Below are 15,578 nucleotides of genomic sequence, written 5' to 3'. Positions count from 1 at the left end.
CGGTGGCCCGTTCGAACGGCCGACGGCGGCTCAGCGGCGGCGGAACAGCAGGTCGTGGACGACGTGCCCCTTGGCCAGCCCGGCCCGTTCGAACTTGGTGACCGGGCGCCAGTCCGGCCTCGGCGCGTAGCCGGGGATGCTGCCGTCCGGGTGGTCCTCGGGCTCCAGCCAGCCGCTGCCGTCACCCTCGGGGTGCAGGTTCTCCAGCTCCGGCGAGGCGGACAGCACGGCCAGCATCTGCTCCGCGTAGGGCTCCCAGTCGGTCGCGCAGTGCACCAGGGCGCCGGGGGCGAGCCGGGGCAGCACGAGCTCCAGGAAGGACGGCTGGACCAGTCGGCGCTTGTGGTGCTTGGGCTTGGGCCACGGGTCGGCGAAGTAGACCCGCAGGCCGGCCAGCGAGGCGTCCGCCAGCATGTCGCGCAGCAGGATCACGGCGTCGCCGGCGGCCGGCCGCACGTTCCGCGAGCCGTCGCGCTCCAGCAGGCCGAGCAGGTTGCCGTGGCCGGGGGTGTGGACGTCGGCGGCGAGGATGCCCATGGCCGGGTCGGCGGCGGCCATGGCGGCCGTGGTCTCGCCCATGCCGAAGCCGATCTCCAGGGTGACCGGCAGCTCGCCGAACAGCTCCCGCAGGTCGAGCGGGCTGCCGTCGATCGGTATGCCGTAGGCCTCCCAGCCCCGGTCCAGGGCGCCCGCCTGGGCGTTGGTCATCCGGCCCCGGCGCGGCTGGAAGCTGCGGATGCGCCGCTCGCGGTGCTGGGCATCGGTGGCCTTGTGCGGGTACATCGGCGCGGGGTATCCGGCCGGTGCGGCGGACAACCGGGCGGACGGCGAGGGCTGGGGGATCGGGGCGGTGGCAGTCACAGTTCCCCGAGTCTACGGGGCCCCCGGGCCCCTCCCGAAGGCGCTGTGACCGGGCTCATCCGCCGGCCTCCAGTGCCGCCAGCGCCCGGCGGGCCACCTCGCGGCCGATCGGCAGCGAGGCCGTGGCGGCGGGGGAGGGGGCGTTCAGCACGTGCACCGCGCGGCGCGGGGAGCGCGGGTCGGCCGGGTCGAAACCGGCGAAGGCGAAGTCGTCCAGCAGCGAGCCGTCCCGGGCCACGGCCTGGGCCCGGACCCCGGCGCCGGCCGGCACCAGGTCCTCGGGGGCGACGGCGGGCAGCAGCCGCCGCACGGCGGCGGTGAACGCCCGCTTCGACAGCGAGCGGTGCAACTCGCCCACCTCCTGGCGCCAGTGCCGCCGGGCGATCCGCCAGGCGCCGGGGAAGGCCAGCGTCCCGGCCAGGTCGCGCGGGCGCACGGTGCGCCAGTCGTAGCCCTCGCGGGCCAGCGCGGGTACCGCGTTCGGGCCGACGTGCACGTCCCCGTGGACGCCCCGGGTGAGGTGCACGCCGAGGAACGGGAAGGCCGGGTCGGGCACCGGGTAGACCAGACCGCGCACCAAGTCCCTTCGCCCCTCGGCCAGTTCGTAGTATTCGCCGCGGAACGGCACGATCCGCACCCCGGGCTCGTCCCCGGCCAGCCGGGCGATCCGGTCGCTGTGCAGCCCGGCGCAGTTCACCAGCACCTGGCAGCGCAGCTCCCCGGTGGAGGTCTGCACCGTCACGCCGTCCGCCCGCCGGGCCACCGCCCGCAGCTCGCAGCCGAGCCGGAGTTCCGCACCCGCCTCCCGGGCCAGCCGGGCGTAGGCGGTGGCGACGGCCGGGAAGTCGCAGACGCCGGTCGTGCCGACGTGCAGCCCCGCCACCCCGGTGACCTGCGGCTCGTACCGGGCGATCCCGGCCCGGTCCACCTCGGTGACGGGGATGCCGTTCGCCCGCCCGCGCTCGGCCAGCGCCGCCAGCCGGGGCAGCTCCTCCGCGCCGGTGGCCACGATCAGCTTGCCGGTGACCTCGTGCGGGACGCCCTGCTCGCGGCAGAACGCCACCAGCTCGGCGGCGCCCGCCACCGCGTACCGGGCCTTGTACGAGCCCGGCCGGTAGTAGACGCCGCTGTGGATCACCCCGCTGTTGCGCCCGGTCTGGTGGGCGGCGAAGCCGGGCTCCTTCTCCAGCACCGCGAGCCGCAGCCCCGGCCGGGCCCGGGTCAGCGCGTACGCGGTGGCGAGGCCGACGATCCCGCCGCCCACCACCAGCACGTCGAAGTCGTACGCCACCGCCCGCTCCTCGCAGTCCGCCCGGCTCCCCCGCCGCCGATGCTGCCACGCCGGGCGGGACCGGTCGAGGGCGCCCGGGCCCGGGTGGCGGTGCCGTACCCGAGTGCCCGGGCCCCTCCCGCCGGTGCGCCTCAACTGCGGCCGGGCACGCCCCCGGTCACGCCGGTGCGCCGCAACTGTCGCCGGTCACGCCGGGGCGACCAGGACCGCGCGGGCCCGTTCGGTCAGCTCCCGGACGCGGCGCTCGCCCTGGAAGGGCTCCAGGCGGCGCAGCATCTCCACCACGTACTCCCGGCTGCGCTGGGAGGAGATCCGGCCGGCCACCTCGACGGCGCGTTCGCCGGCGGCGACCGCGGCGTCCAGGTTGCCGGCCTCGGCCTCGGCCATCGCCGAGACCACCAGTCGCAGGCCGTGCGAGCGGACGAAGCCCTCGGTGGGCTTGGCCAGCGCCTCGCGGGTGAACTGGCGGACCTTGGAGGGCACTCCGAGGTCGCGGAAGCACTCGGCGGCGTCGGCGGCGAGCCGGTCGTAGGCGTAGAAGTCGATCCACGCCGGATCGGGATCCCCGGCGCGGGCCCGTTCGAGTGCGCTCTCCGCCGCGCCGAGCGCCGTCGCGCACGCCGCCGCGTTGCGGGCCTTGGCCTGGGCCCGGGCCTCCACCAGGTGGAAGAAGCTCATCGTCCGGGCGGTGGCCAGGCCCCGGTTGCGCTCCAGGGCGGCCTGGGCGAGGTCCACCGCCTCCTCGGCGAAGCCCCGGTAGCCGGCCTGGAGGCTCATCGAGGCGAGCACGTAGCCGCCGAGCGGCACGTCGGCGGCGGCCCGGGCGAGCCGCAGGGCCTGGATGTAGTAGCGCTGGGCGGCCTCGTGCTGCCCGGTGTCGAAGGCCATCCAGCCGGCCAGCCTGGTCAGTTCGGCGGTCGCGCCGAACAGCGCCCGGCCGACGGTGTCGCTGTACGAGGCCAGCAGCAGCGGGGCCGCCTCCACCCGCAGGCACTCCGGCACCATCGACGAACGCCAGTCCCCGCCGCCGTACTTGGAGTCCCAGCGGCGGGCCTCCTGGGCGGCCTCGCGGAGCTTGGCGGCGTCCGAGTGGCCGACCCGGTAGGAGGACGCCTCGCTGGGCGCGCGCGGCGCCTCCCGGGCGACCGAACCGTCCGCCGGGGTGATCAGCCAGCGGGACACCGGCGTCGCGTAGGCGGCGACCGAGAAGGTGCCGGCCAGGCTGTCGCTCCAGCGGCCGCCGCCGGGGCCGCGGCGCAGGTCGAGGTCGACCCGCCACAGGTCGGTGGCGGAGCGGACCGCCTCGGCGACGTCGCGCGGGAAGGCCAGGCCGAGTTCGGGGGCCGGGTCGGTGTCGCCGAGGCCGATCTCCTCCAGCGGCACCGGGCGGCCGAGCTTGCCGCCGATCGCGGTGGCGATCAGGTGCGGGACGGGGCCCTGCGGGACCATGCCCTTGCTGACCCAGCGGGCCACCGAGGTCTTGTCGTACCGCAGGGTCAGCCCGCGCTGGGCGCCCAGGTCGTTGACCCGGCGGGCCAGTCCGGCGTTGCTGATCTGGGCGAGGGTCAGGAGCGTGCCGAGCCGTTCGTTCGGTCCTCGTGGGCTGACGGTCATGGTGGCGGCGGCACCTCCTGCGGCCTTGTGCTCGGGGCCCGGGCGGCACCGGGCCGTAGCTGCTGTACCTAGAGTAGTCGGACGCGTTCCGACGGTTAAGAGGCCGCATTCCGGATGGCGGGATCGTGCACCCGGCGGTGCGGCGCCGGCTCCTCGCCGGGGTTGGTCCGGACCACTCGGATCGAGCCGGGGGTGCCGCACGCCGGAGCCTCGTGCTCCGGTCCTGTGTTGACGTGCGCCCGGCCGTGCCCCCTGGCTCGACCGGCTGGTCGGCGATTCGCTGGTGGTCGTGGGTCGGCCCGCCGTCGAGGACCCGGCGGGCCGGGGGATGCCGCCACCTCAATCCCCGCGGGTGGCGGTTGAGTCCGGGAGGGCATGCGGATGCCCTCCCGGGCTGGGCGACGCCTTTCGGCCATCTCGCGATGCCCATGTCAAAGGCGGCGCGGGGGGCGGTCCGGGCCGGGGAGGGGAAGGCCCGGCCCGCCCCGCGGACCACGCGCACACGTCAACACCCGTTGCCCGCAACGGGATCGCCGCCGGGGCCGGAACCGCCCCGCGGCCGGGCCCCCGGCGGAACCGGAACCGGCAACACGGGCCACGGGAGCGCCAACCGGTGGCACGATGTCTCCTGACGGCGCGCCGGTACCCGGGGCGGCCGCCACGGCACACCGCGGACCGGCGAGGAGCCGCCCGGCGGCGGAAGCGCCGTACGGGTGCAGGTCCTCGTCCGGTGGAGGCGCGATGCGGTGGCTGACGGGCTGGAGCACGGGCACGCCCCGGGCGGGCGCACCGGCGCACGAGGCACTCGGTACGGTCGCACCGATCGCCGCGCGCCCCCTGTGGACCGGACCCAACCCGCTCTGGGCCGTCGGGGACTGGCGCCCCGAGGAGATCCGCCTCGCCACCCTCCGCCCCGGCGCCCCCGCCACGGTCACCACCGGCCCCACCGCCCCCGACCCCGTCGAGGACACCCCCGCCACCCTGCGCCTCGCCGTCCTCGGCCACTGCGGCGCCACCGACGCGGAACTCGCCGCCGGCCTCGCCGCCGCCCGCGGCGGCGCCGTCCGCCACCTCACCGCCTGGCCCGGCAGCTACACCGCCGTCCTGCGCACCGGCACCCGCTCCACCCTGCTGCTCACCGACCTGGCCGGCGCCCAGCCGGTCTTCCACACCCCCTGGGCCGGCGGCACCGCGTACGCCACCGCCGCCCTCCCGCTCGCCGACCTGGTCGGCGCCCCGCTGGACACCGGCCACCTCGCCGCCCGGCTCGCCTGCCCGGAATCGCCCGAGGCCCTCGGCGCCGGCACCCCGTACCTGGGCGTCCAGCGGGTGCCGCCCGGCCACGTGCTCGCCATCCGCAGCGGCCACCCCTACCTCTCCGCCTACGACGACCCCGCCGTCCGGGAGCAGCCGCGCGACGAGGCGCCCGCCGTCCGCGAACTCACCCGCGCGCTGCTGGAGTCCGTCCGCTCCCGGGTCCGCACCACCGTGCCCGCCACCGCGCCGGGCCCGGCCGGCCGCGCCCGGCTCGGCGTCGACCTCTCCTACGGCACCGCCTCCGCCACCGTCGCCCTGCTCGCCGCCGCCGTGCCGTTGCCGCCGGTGCCCGCGGGCACGGGCCCGGAGCGCCTGCCGGCCGTCCGCGCCGGGGCCAGGAACGGCGCGGTCAAGGGCTCCTGGGCCCGCGTCGCCGCCCAAGAACCCTCCGCCCCGGAACAGTTGGCCGCCGTCACGCTCGGCGAGACCGAACCCCCCACCACCCTCGCGCTCGCCCCCGACACCCCCCGGCTGCGGCACACCGTGCTCCACCCCGGCCCCGACACCCTCCCGTACGCCGGACTGCACGCCGACGCGCCGCCCGGCCGGCTCACCGACGAGCCCGGGCCCGAACTCGTCGCCGCCGCCCGCGCCGAGGTCCGCTTCGACGCCGGCGGCACCGACCACCTCACCGGCTACGGCGCCCGCCAGGTCCTCGACGGCCACCCGGCCCGGCTCGCCGACCTCATCCGGGCCGGCCGCCCGCGCGAACTGCTGCCCCCGGTCGCCGCGCTGGCCGGTGCCGACCGGGCCGTCGTCGGCGTCCTGGCCGGCGCGCTGCGCACCCCGCTCACCGTGGTCCGGGCCGCCCACCGGCTCTCCCGGGTCCGCTACGCCGAGGCGCTGGACGACGCCGCCGCCAAGCTGACGGCCCGCCACCTCCCGGGCGGCGGCCGCACGGCGGGCGACCGTTCGGCCGGCGACCTCGCCTGGTGCGTCCCCGGCCCGGCCGCCCGCTGGCTCTCCGACGAGGCGCTCTCCTCCGTCGCCCTCCGGCTGCGGCTGGCGGCGCGCAGACCGGCGCCCGACGAACGCCCGGGCGCACACCGTGCCCGGCACGCCCTCTACCGGCACGCGCGCTCCTACCGCACCCTCGTCCACGCCGCCGAACAGCCCGGCCAGCGGCTGCACGCGCCGTTCCTCGACAACCAGGTGGTCCGCGCCGCCCGCCTGCTCCCCGACGACGTCCGCCTCCAACCCGGCGCCCGGCACGCCCTCCTGCACGCCGTCCTCACCGGCGCCGGCCGCACCGACCTGCCCCCCGACTGGGGCCGCGGCCCCCGGCCCGACCGCACCGCCCCCGCCCGGGCCGGCCTGCGCCTCGCCGCCGACGGCCTCGCCGAACTCTTCGACGCCCCCCTCCTCGCCGAAGCCGGCCTCATCGACCTCCCCGCCGTCCGCGCCGGCCTCGCCGACCCCGCCACGCCCCTCTCCCCGGCCGCCCTGGCGGGCCTCGCCGACCTGGTCTCCACCGAACTCTGGCTCCGCCGTATCCGCGCCCGCCGCCACGGAGCCTGCTGGACCGGCCTTCCGCTGGCCCAACCTCCGGCCCTCAGCCCCGTCGGTCCCTCCTGACCCCCTCCGGGCGCCGCGCCCGGCCGGGCGACGGGGTCCGGGAGCCGGGGCAGGTGATGATGGCGGGCAACGAGTCCGTCGGTGAGGAGAGCCGTGGTGGCCAGCGTGAGCCCGGAGCAGTCCGTTCCCGTCGTGCTGTCGGTGTCGGGGCGGCCGCCGACGGGGCGCCCGCCGGGGGTGCTGGCGGCCTGCGACGGATCGGACGGGTCGCTGTGGGCGCTGGACCGGGCGATGACCGAGGCGGAGCTGTTCGGGCTGCCGCTGTACGTGCTGGCCGTGGTGAACCCGGCGCCGGCCGGCTACCCGCCGGGGATGGCGGAGCTGGTGCAGGAGAGCGTCGAGACGCTGGTGGAGAGCATGGCGGACGGGCTGCGCCGGGCGGTGGTGGCCGTGCAGGGGCAGCGTTCCCGGCCGTACGCGGGGGAGATGTCGCTGCACGTGGTGCTGGGGAACGTGATCGAGGTGCTGCTGGAGGCCTCGACCCGGCAGCACACGCTGGTGCTCGGCACGCGGGGGAACGGGGGGTTCGCGCGGTTGCTGCTGGGTTCGGTGAGTTCGGCGGCGGTGCACCACGCGGCGTGCCCGGTGCTGGTGGTCCCGGCGCCCGCGGAGGGCTGATCCGGGGCGGGTTCGGGGCGGGGGCGGGGCGGGTTCGGGGCGGGGGCGGGACGGGGTCGGGGCGGGTTCGGGGTGCTGACCAGCCCGGGTCGGGGCGGCGCTGACCAGGGAGGCCGGCCGGGGTGTCGGGAATGTACCGAGATGGTTCATCGTTCACCTATCCCGACATCCGTCCCCGCCCCACCCCTGGAGTCCCCTCATGAAGGTCGAGATCTGGTCCGACATCGCCTGCCCGTGGTGCTACATCGGTAAGCGCCGCTTCGAGCAGGCCCTGGAGGGCTTCGCGGGCAAGGAGGGCGTCGAGGTGGTCTACCGGCCGTACCAGCTGGTCCCGGACGCGCCGGCGACGGCGAGCCCGCACCGCGCGTGGCTGGCCGAGCGCTACGGCCCGCAGTCGGTGGCGATGGACGCGCGGGTGGCCGAGCTGGGCCGCGCCGAGGGCATCACGTACGACTTCGACGCCGCGCTGCACGCCAATACCTTCCTGGGCCACCGCCTGCTGCACCTCGCCGAGACCGAGTACGGCGCGGCCGTCCAGGGGCGACTGAAGGAGGAGCTGCTGAAGGCGCACTTCACCGACGGTGTCGACGTCGGCGACCGCGCCGCGCTGACCGACATCGCCGTGGCCGCCGGCCTGGACCGGGCGCGGGTGACCGCCTACCTGGCGGGCGACGAGGGCGCCACCGAGGTGAGCGCGCAGCTGGCCGAGGCCCGGGAGCTGGGCATCACCGCGGTGCCGACCTTCGTGTTCGAGGGCAAGTGGGCGGTGCAGGGCGGCCAGGACGCCGAGACCTTCCGCAAGGTGCTGGAGCAGGTCGCCGCCGAGATCGGCGAGACCCGCCCGGCGCCGGTGCAGGTCGCCCCGGCGGGGGAGGCCTGCGCGGACGGCTCCTGCGCGATCTGACCCCGCACAGGCCCACCCCGCACAGCCCTACCCCGCGTGGGGCCCACCCCGCGCAGCCCCCGCCGAGGCCCGTTTCAGGAACACCTGAAGCGGGCCTCGGCCCAGTCCGCCACGTTGAGCGCCGACCAGATCCCGTGCACCGGGGTGACCACCAGCCGGATCGACTTCTGCCCGGCCAGCGGCACGTGCACCGGTACCGTGTCGTCCCCCGCGGCGAGCGGGCGGGAGCGCCACAGGGTGCCGCCGTCGCCGCCCTGGACGGAGAAGACCACACCGCCCGGCGAGAGCGTGGCGTCGTCGACCCCGGCGACCGCGTCGAAGGACGTGCAGCTGCGGTTGAGGTCGATCAGGGCGGTCGCCGGGGCGTGCACGGTGATGGCGTGCCCGTGGCGTTCGCCGCCGATCCAGGCGTTGTCGTGCTGCCAGAGCCAGTCGCTGCCCTTCTGCCGGATGCTGGGGCCGGGCGGCGGCACCCGGTTGTTGCCGGGCTTGACCACGGGCAGTGAGTCGGCCCAGAAGTCGGTGGGCGCGGGCGGCGAGGGCAGGGTCACCGTCGGGGTGGGCAGCGGCGGCACGCTGGGCGTGGGGACGACGGGGACGACCGGCGGCTCGGGCGTGGGCAGCGGCGGCACGCTGGGCGTCGGCACGGCGGGGACGTCCGGGGCCGGCGGCGGCGTGGGGGTCCGCTTGGGCGTCGTCGAGCTCGGCGTGACCGGCGACGCGGCCTTCGTCGTGGTCTGGGCGGCCGTCGGGGCGGCTGTCGGGGCGGACGTCGGGGCGGACGTCGACCGGGCGACCGGCGTCGCGCTCGGGCTCGGCTCGGACGGCGCCGGGGCGGCCGCGGCGCTGCTGGGCGCCGGGTCGGCGGGCGCGGGCGGCGCGGGTACGGGCGCGGGGGCCTGCGGCCGGGGGGTGGCGGGGGCACCGGCGGCGGGGGGCGCGGCCGTGGGGGGCTTGGGTTCGGGCGAGCCGGTGAGCGCGTACGCGGCGACGGCGGCCGCGGCCACCGCGACGGCGGCGGCGATCCCGGCCTTGGCGGCGGTGCCCAGGCCCTCGCCGGCCGCGGCGCCGGCTCCGGCCCCGCCTCCACCGGAGGCCGCACCGGCGCCCGCACCCGCTGCGCCTGCACCCGCTGCACCCGCACCGGCTCCCGCGGTTCCGGAGGTGGCCGCCGCGGTGCCCGCGGCCGCGCCGCCGACCGCGGCGACTCCGCCGACGGCCGCCGCGGCGGCGCTGAACCCGCCGACCCCGATCCAGACGAGCACGCCGGCGGGCAGCACCCCGCGCAGACCGGCGTTGATCTCGGTGAGTTCGAGGCAGGCGGCCGTGCAGCGGTCGCACTCCTGGAGGTGCCGTCCGACGTCCGCCGAGGCCCGCTTGCGCAGCGATCCGCGCGCGTACGCGCCGAGCCGGTTGGCGTACGCCTCGCAGGTGCGGTCCTGGCTGCCGGAGAGGTGTGCCTGGAGGTAGGCGGCGGCAAGCCGGTCGCGGGCCCGGTGGGCCTGGACGGCGGTGGCGTTGGCGGTCTTGCCGAGCATCACGGCGACGGTCTTCGGGGACTCCCGCTCGACCTCGGTGTGCCAGAGCACCATCCGGTCGTCCTCGGGCAGTTCGGCGTAGGCCTGCATGACCATGCGCTGGTCGGCCATGGCCATCGCCCAGGCATCGGCGCCGGGGTCGGCCAGGTCGAGGTCGACGACGGCGGCCGAGGTCTGGGCGAACACGCTGAAGTCGTCGACGAGTTGCTCGCGCCGCTCGCTGCGGGTCCAGGCGGCGGCGACGTTGCGGACGGCGGTCAGCAGGTAGGCGCGGACGGCGAACTCCGGGCCCTTGCCCGCCCTCAGGGCCTGCAGGGTGCGGGCGAAGACCTCGCCGGCGAGGTCTTCCGCGGTGAAGCTGTCCCGGCAGCAGGTGCGGGCGTAGCGGCGCACCGAGTCGGCGTGCCGGCGGTAGATCTCCTCGTACGCGGTGTCGTCGCCGGCCCGGACCCGGGCGGTCAACTCGGCGTCGGAGGCCGGGCGCTCGCCGTCGACCGGGTCGGCGGGGGCGGGCACGGTGGGGCGGGCGGGTCGGCCGGCGCCGACGAACGCCTCGGGGGCGACGCCGCCGCGGCCGGCCGGGGCCTGGCCGGGCACCCGCCCGGGGGGCAGCGAGGCGGCGGAGGCGGAGAGGGACTCGCGGCTGGGCATGCCCGCCTGGTCGGGAACGTGTCCGGCGGTCGGGCCGGTGGCCGAACCCGGTGCGGCGCCGGGTACTTGGGCCGGGCCGCCGGAGGCCGTGGCGGGGCCTTCGGACGCACTGGACGCACCGGACGTACTGGACGCACTGGACGCACTGGACGCACTGGGCGTACTGCCGGACGAGCCGTCGGCCAGTCCCCCGGTCAAGCCTCCGGACGGGCCGAAGTCGAGGCCGTACCCGTAGTCGTTCTGTTCCTCGGCGCTCACAACGGACCCCAGATTCCACGACAGCCCCCGCAGTGTGGCAGGGCGCGCCGGAGTGCGTGGGCGCACGGTTCCGCGCTGTACGGCGCCGAGGGCGCGCGAAGGGCGCGCATCGGGACATTGGCTCCAACCACGGGCAAAGGATGGCATAGCGCAGGGACGGGCGGTAGCCGGACCGGCCGGGACCCACTCTTCCGAGGAGTCGTCGCGGATGTGTTCGGCCAGCCCAGGGCGGGTGGTTGTGCACCGCCCGCACCCGGCGCGCGTGACTGGTCCGCGCGCCGGTCTCCCGTCCAACTCCCGCCCCCGCCACCGGCGGGGGCCGCACCCGTGGTGGCGCGTCAGCGTGCCCGCAGGCCGTCCAGCAGGATCTCCAGCAGCCGGTCCGAGGGGCCGGCGGTCGGCTGCCCCTCCGCCTGCTGGACCCCGGCCGAGAAACCGGCCGTGGTCGGCGCGGTGCGGGCCGCGTGCACCGGCACCGAGGCGGTCAGCACCAGCACGACGTCCGACACCGTGACGCCCGGCCGCAGTTCGCCGGCCGCACCGGCCCGGGCGACCAGGGCGGCCAGCAGTTGCAGCAGCAGCCGGGGATCGGCGTCGGCCGCCGACGGCTCGACGGCCGCACCGTTCTGCGCGTCCTCGCCGCGCAGGTCGAACCGGACGGCGGCCGGCTCGGGCACCCGCTGCTCGGGCACCCGGCCCAGCTCCTCCGCGTACCGGAACGCCTCCGGCGGCAGCAGCCGCCCGGCGCCGGTGCTGACCGCCCGGGCCAGGTAACCGGCCAGCGACTCCCAGGCTCCGCCGCCGCCGTACAGCGACTCCCGCGCCTGCGCGGTCAGCCAGGCCACCTCCTCGGCGGCGATCCGCTGGACCAGCACCTCCTTGCTCGGGAAGCGCCGGTAGACCGTCCCGACGCCGACCCCGGCCCGACGCGCGACCTCCTCCATCGGCGCGCCGTAGCCGAACTCGCCGAACACCTCGCGGGCGGCCCGCAGCACGCTCTCCAGGTTCCGCCGGGCGTCCACCCGTAGTCGGGCCCCGGGGACGTGCACGGTGGCCGGTGGTGGCTCCACCCGGTAGGGGACGCCCGGATAGGCGGCCCCGACCTCCGGCGGCAGGTCCACCGGGCCGCGCTGTTCCGGCACCATGCCCTGGCCGGCGTGCGGTGTTCCCGTTCGCCCCAACACCTGCTCCTGCTCCATCATCCCAACTCTCCCCCGCAGGCGCCCGAACCCGGACCCTGTCGTCGCCCGCCCCTGCACCCCCCGGTGCAGCTCAGCCCGTCAGAAATGACCTGATGACCCATCGCTCGTTGCCGCCCGTCCCGTTTCGTGACCACGGTTCGTGCCTCCGGGCCGGCTCGCGTCCGGCTCGGCGCGTCGGCACCGTCCGGGGCCTTGTCCGGGAACTACCCTTCCCCGGATGACTGTCCCGCAGTCGGGTTCTCGAGCCAACGCTGGAACTGGCCGTAGTGGCCGCTCCACGGTGCGTCGCCGCCGATTGTCATGGCGGTAACCGCTCCGGCACACAATCCGACCATAGTTCACGCCCGTTCGCGGCCGAAAGTCCGTCAGAAAGTCGCCCGGGCAGCACAACTGGCCCCACCCGTCGACTTCCGTCACATCCGGCGCGGTACGGACTGTGGACAAGACCGCCCCTGCCGGTCCTTCATAGGGGGGCGCGAGGGGGGACACCCCCGGCCGCGGGGCCGGGAGGAAGCGCCAATCGGCAGGAGGTGCACCATCAGAATCCTGATCGCCGGCGGAGGCTGTGCCGGGATGGCCACCGCGCTGCACCTCCAGCGCGGCCTGCGGGAACGGCTGCGACGCGGCGAGGTCGAGATCACCGTCGTCGAGCCCCAGGCCTACTTCACCTACCACCCGCTGCTGGCCGAGGTCGCGGCTGGCTCGATCGACCCCCGGCACGTGGTCGTCCCGCTCCGCCGGGCCCTGCCGGACTGCCGGGTGCTGACCGCCCGGATCACCCGGATCGAACACGCCGCCCGCCGCGCCTTCGCCGACGCCGCGGGCCCCGGAGAGGCCGCCACACCGATCGAACTCCCCTACGACGTCATGGTGGTGGCGCCCGGTTCGGTCTCCCGGACGGCGCCGGTGCCCGGTCTGGCCGAACACGGCCGCGGCTTCTCCACCGTCGGCGAGGCCGTGGGCCTGCGCAACCACGTCCTGGAACAGCTCGACCTCGCCTCCGCCACCCGCGACCCGGCCCTGCGCCAGGCCGCGCTCACCTTCGTCTTCGTCGGCGCCGGGTACGCGGGCGTCGGCGCGCTCGCCGAACTGGAGGACATGGCCCGGACCGCGGTGCGCGGCTACCACAACGTCCGCCCCGAGGACCTGCGCTGGGTCCTGGTCGAGGCCACCGACCGGATCCTGGCCGAGGAGTCGCCGGAGCTGGCCGAGCACACCCTCGGCCAGCTCCGCGAACGCGGCGTCGACATCCGGTTGCGCACCACCCTGGCGTCCGCCGCGGACCGGGTCGTCGCCCTGTCCGACGGCAGCCGCTTCGGCGCCCGCACCCTGGTCTGGACGGCCGGGGTGCGGCCGGCCCCGCTGCTGCGCGACACCGACCTGCCGCTGGACACCCTCGGCCGGGTCCGCTGCCTCGCCACCCTGCAGGCCGTCGGCCCGGACGGGCGCGCGCTGCCCGGCGCCTGGGCGGCCGGGGACTGCGCCGCCGTACCGGACCCCGACGCGGACGGGGCGCCCTGCGCGCCCAACGCCCAGCACGCCTTCGCCCAGGCCGAGCTGCTCGCCCGGAACATCGCGGTCGCCCTGGACGCCGGACCGCACGCCGCGGGCCTCGCCGAGTACCGGCCGGGCCACGCCGCCTGCTCGACCTCGCTGGGCCTGCGCCGGGCCGTCGCCCACACCAGGCGCGGTCGCCGGATCACCGGGCGGCGGGCCTGGTGGCTGCACCGGGCCCGGCACCTGCGGCGCCTGCCGAGCGCGGAGCGCCGGGTGCGGGTGCTGATGGACTGGGTGCTGGGCGGGCTGTTCTCCCGCGAGGTGGTCTCGCTGGGGGCGGCGGAGCATCCGCGTCCGGAGTTCGAGGCCGGGGCCGGACCGCGGCCCGACGGCGGTCCGGACGCCCCGCGGTGAGCGCCCCGGTGCCCCGCGCAGGGGCGGAACGGGCGGCCACGCCGGGCGGGCGACTTCCGGAATCGGGCCCTTGCCTGACAGGATCAGCCCAACCTAGTCATTACCCCGTGTGCTGATGCGCACACAAAAAGTGATGATATGCCTGGAAATCGAGGAAGCGGCCGTCGTTTGAACCTCATGCGCTGGAGCGCCCGGCTTACCGGAGTCCCTTGGCGTGCCGCCCCGCCCACCGGGGCCGGCACCGACGAGGGCGCGCCCTCCGCCGACGGCGTCGTCGTCCCCGGCCCCCGCGACCCCACCAACCTGGCCACCGCCGCCGAACTCCTCGACCTGCACAAACCCCAGAACCTGCGCGAGGTCCTCAACCGGATCCCCGCCCCGGTGGCCGTCACCTACGGCCCGCTCCACCAGCTCGGCTACGCGAACCGCGCCTACCGCGAACTCTTCGGGGACCGCACCACCGGCCTGCCCGCCGGAGAAGCCCTCCCCGAACTCGGCACCATGGGCGTCCTCGCCCTGATGGACCAGGTCATCCGCGGCGGCCGCCCGCGCAGCGTCAAGGCCCGCTGCATCCTCGGCCTCACCGGCAACCGCTACTACAACGTCTCCTGCGTCCCGCTCGGCCCCGGCGACACCGGGGACACCAGGGACACCAGGGACACCGGGGACACCTTCACCGAGGGACCGCCCGCCGGCGTCCTGATCTTCGCCGCCGAGGTCACCGACCAGGTCCTCGCCGCCGCCCGGCTCCGCGAAGCCGAACGCCGGCAGCGCGAGGCCGCCGTCACCCTCCAGCGCAGCCTCCTCCCGCAGAAGCTCGACCAGCCGGCCGACCTGAGGGTCGCCGCCACCTACCAGCCCGGCGGCGCCGAGGCCGCCGTCGGCGGCGACTGGTACGACGTCATCGCCATCGACGGCGGCCGGACCGCCCTGGTCATCGGCGACGTGATGGGGCGCGGCCTGCGCGCCGCCGCCGTCATGGGCCAGCTGCGCACCGCCGTCCGCGCCTACGCCCGGCTCGACCTGCCCCCGCACGAGGTGATGCGCCTGCTCGACGGCCTCGCCATGGAGATCGACGCCAACCAGATCGCCACCTGCACGTACGCCGTCTGGGACCCGCAGCGCCGCACCCTCTCCTACGCCTCCGCCGGGCACCTCCCCATGCTGCTGCGCTGCCCCGACGGGACGGTCCTGCGCAGTGAGGAGCAGAACGGCCCGCCGCTCGGCACCGGCGACGGCCTCCACGTCTCGCACACCCTGCGCCTGCTGCCCGGGACCACCGGCGTCCTCTATACGGACGGCCTGGTCGAACGCCGCGACGAGGACATCGACGAGGGCCTCGACCTCCTCGCCCGCACCCTCACCGGCGCGGTCGGGGCCCCCGAGGTGATCTGCGCCCGCCTCCTGCGGGCGATGGGCGTGACCTCCGAGCACGACGACGACGTCGCCGTCCTGGCCTTCCACCTGCCGGCGGAGGAGCCGGAGGAGAAGGCGGAGGAAGAGGCAGCCGAAGAGGTGGCTGAAGAGAGCGCCACCGAGGCGGAACCGGCGCTTGACTCGGCCCTGCCCGAGGTCTAGTGTTCTTCGAGCTGCCTGGCAGGGAGCACCGGACACGCGTTTGCGCGGACGGTCCCGCGGTAGCCAATCCTTTCGAAACACCACTTCCCGGTTCGGGCTGGGTCGCGTCTTGTCGCGGCTTGGTTCTTATTCGGCGTGTTCGTTTTATTGGATTGCGGCCGATTCGCTTTTCGGAGCAGGGATCGGCTAGAGTTTGAAACGTCGGACGGGGCGTCAAGCCGCAGAAGACACCAGCGAGTTGGATGAACGAAGCGCCGGAA

Annotated in this window: 9 protein-coding genes and 1 pseudogene; 5 read left to right on the top strand and 5 right to left on the bottom strand. The window is 76.4% G+C overall.

All coding sequences use genetic code 11. The features are described from left to right. Positions 1-30: 30 nt before the first annotated feature. The 3 genes from trmB to OG556_RS15870 form a co-directional block, all read right to left on the bottom strand. Positions 31-861 (bottom strand): tRNA (guanosine(46)-N7)-methyltransferase TrmB, encoded by an 831-nt coding sequence (trmB, locus tag OG556_RS15880; protein WP_371517590.1) that lies wholly within the window; start codon positions 859-861, stop codon positions 31-33. A 55-nt stretch (positions 862-916) separates the two neighbouring features. Beyond that, positions 917-2,152 (bottom strand): L-2-hydroxyglutarate oxidase, encoded by a 1,236-nt coding sequence (gene lhgO / locus OG556_RS15875; RefSeq protein WP_371517589.1) that lies wholly within the window; start codon positions 2,150-2,152, stop codon positions 917-919. A gap of 186 nt (positions 2,153-2,338) precedes the next feature. Further along, positions 2,339-3,766, bottom strand: a complete 1,428-nt coding sequence (locus OG556_RS15870; RefSeq protein WP_063348294.1) for a hypothetical protein — start codon at positions 3,764-3,766, stop codon at positions 2,339-2,341. A 741-nt stretch (positions 3,767-4,507) separates the two neighbouring features. Here OG556_RS15870 and OG556_RS15865 point away from each other — a divergent pair. The 3 genes from OG556_RS15865 (at position 4,508) to OG556_RS15855 (ending at position 8,180) form a co-directional block, all read left to right on the top strand. Further along, positions 4,508-6,658 (top strand): asparagine synthase-related protein, encoded by a 2,151-nt coding sequence (locus OG556_RS15865; protein ID WP_371517588.1) that lies wholly within the window; start codon positions 4,508-4,510, stop codon positions 6,656-6,658. A 96-nt stretch (positions 6,659-6,754) separates the two neighbouring features. Then, on the top strand, positions 6,755-7,276 hold the full coding sequence (locus OG556_RS15860) for a universal stress protein (RefSeq protein WP_371517587.1): 522 nt from the start codon (positions 6,755-6,757) through the stop codon (positions 7,274-7,276). 199 nt (positions 7,277-7,475) lie between these two features. Next, positions 7,476-8,180 carry a DsbA family oxidoreductase gene (locus OG556_RS15855; protein WP_371517586.1) on the top strand — a complete coding sequence of 235 codons (705 nt, stop codon included), beginning with the start codon at positions 7,476-7,478 and terminating at the stop codon, positions 8,178-8,180. 74 nt (positions 8,181-8,254) lie between these two features. Here the strand turns inward: OG556_RS15855 and OG556_RS15850 are convergent, their stop codons facing one another. Then, complete coding sequence (locus OG556_RS15850; protein WP_371517585.1) at positions 8,255-10,369, bottom strand: sigma-70 family RNA polymerase sigma factor; 2,115 nt, start codon at positions 10,367-10,369, stop codon at positions 8,255-8,257. 596 nt (positions 10,370-10,965) lie between these two features. Next, positions 10,966-11,829 (bottom strand): helix-turn-helix domain-containing protein, encoded by an 864-nt coding sequence (locus OG556_RS15845; RefSeq protein ID WP_363621295.1) that lies wholly within the window; start codon positions 11,827-11,829, stop codon positions 10,966-10,968. Positions 11,830-12,402: 573 nt separating this feature from the next. Between OG556_RS15845 and OG556_RS15840 the strand changes: the two genes are divergently transcribed. Together OG556_RS15840 and OG556_RS15835 are read left to right on the top strand one after the other, a co-directional pair. Further along, positions 12,403-13,740 carry an NAD(P)/FAD-dependent oxidoreductase gene (locus OG556_RS15840; RefSeq protein ID WP_371517584.1) on the top strand — a complete coding sequence of 446 codons (1,338 nt, stop codon included), beginning with the start codon at positions 12,403-12,405 and terminating at the stop codon, positions 13,738-13,740. A gap of 168 nt (positions 13,741-13,908) precedes the next feature. Beyond that, positions 13,909-15,213 (top strand): annotated as a pseudogene (locus tag OG556_RS15835) (PP2C family protein-serine/threonine phosphatase); the annotation flags it as partial. Positions 15,214-15,578 lie beyond the last annotated feature (365 nt).

The organism is Kitasatospora sp. NBC_01300 (genome assembly GCF_041435235.1).
Lineage (GTDB): Bacteria > Actinomycetota > Actinomycetes > Streptomycetales > Streptomycetaceae > Kitasatospora.
This window is presented reverse-complemented; position numbering and strand designations above follow the sequence as displayed.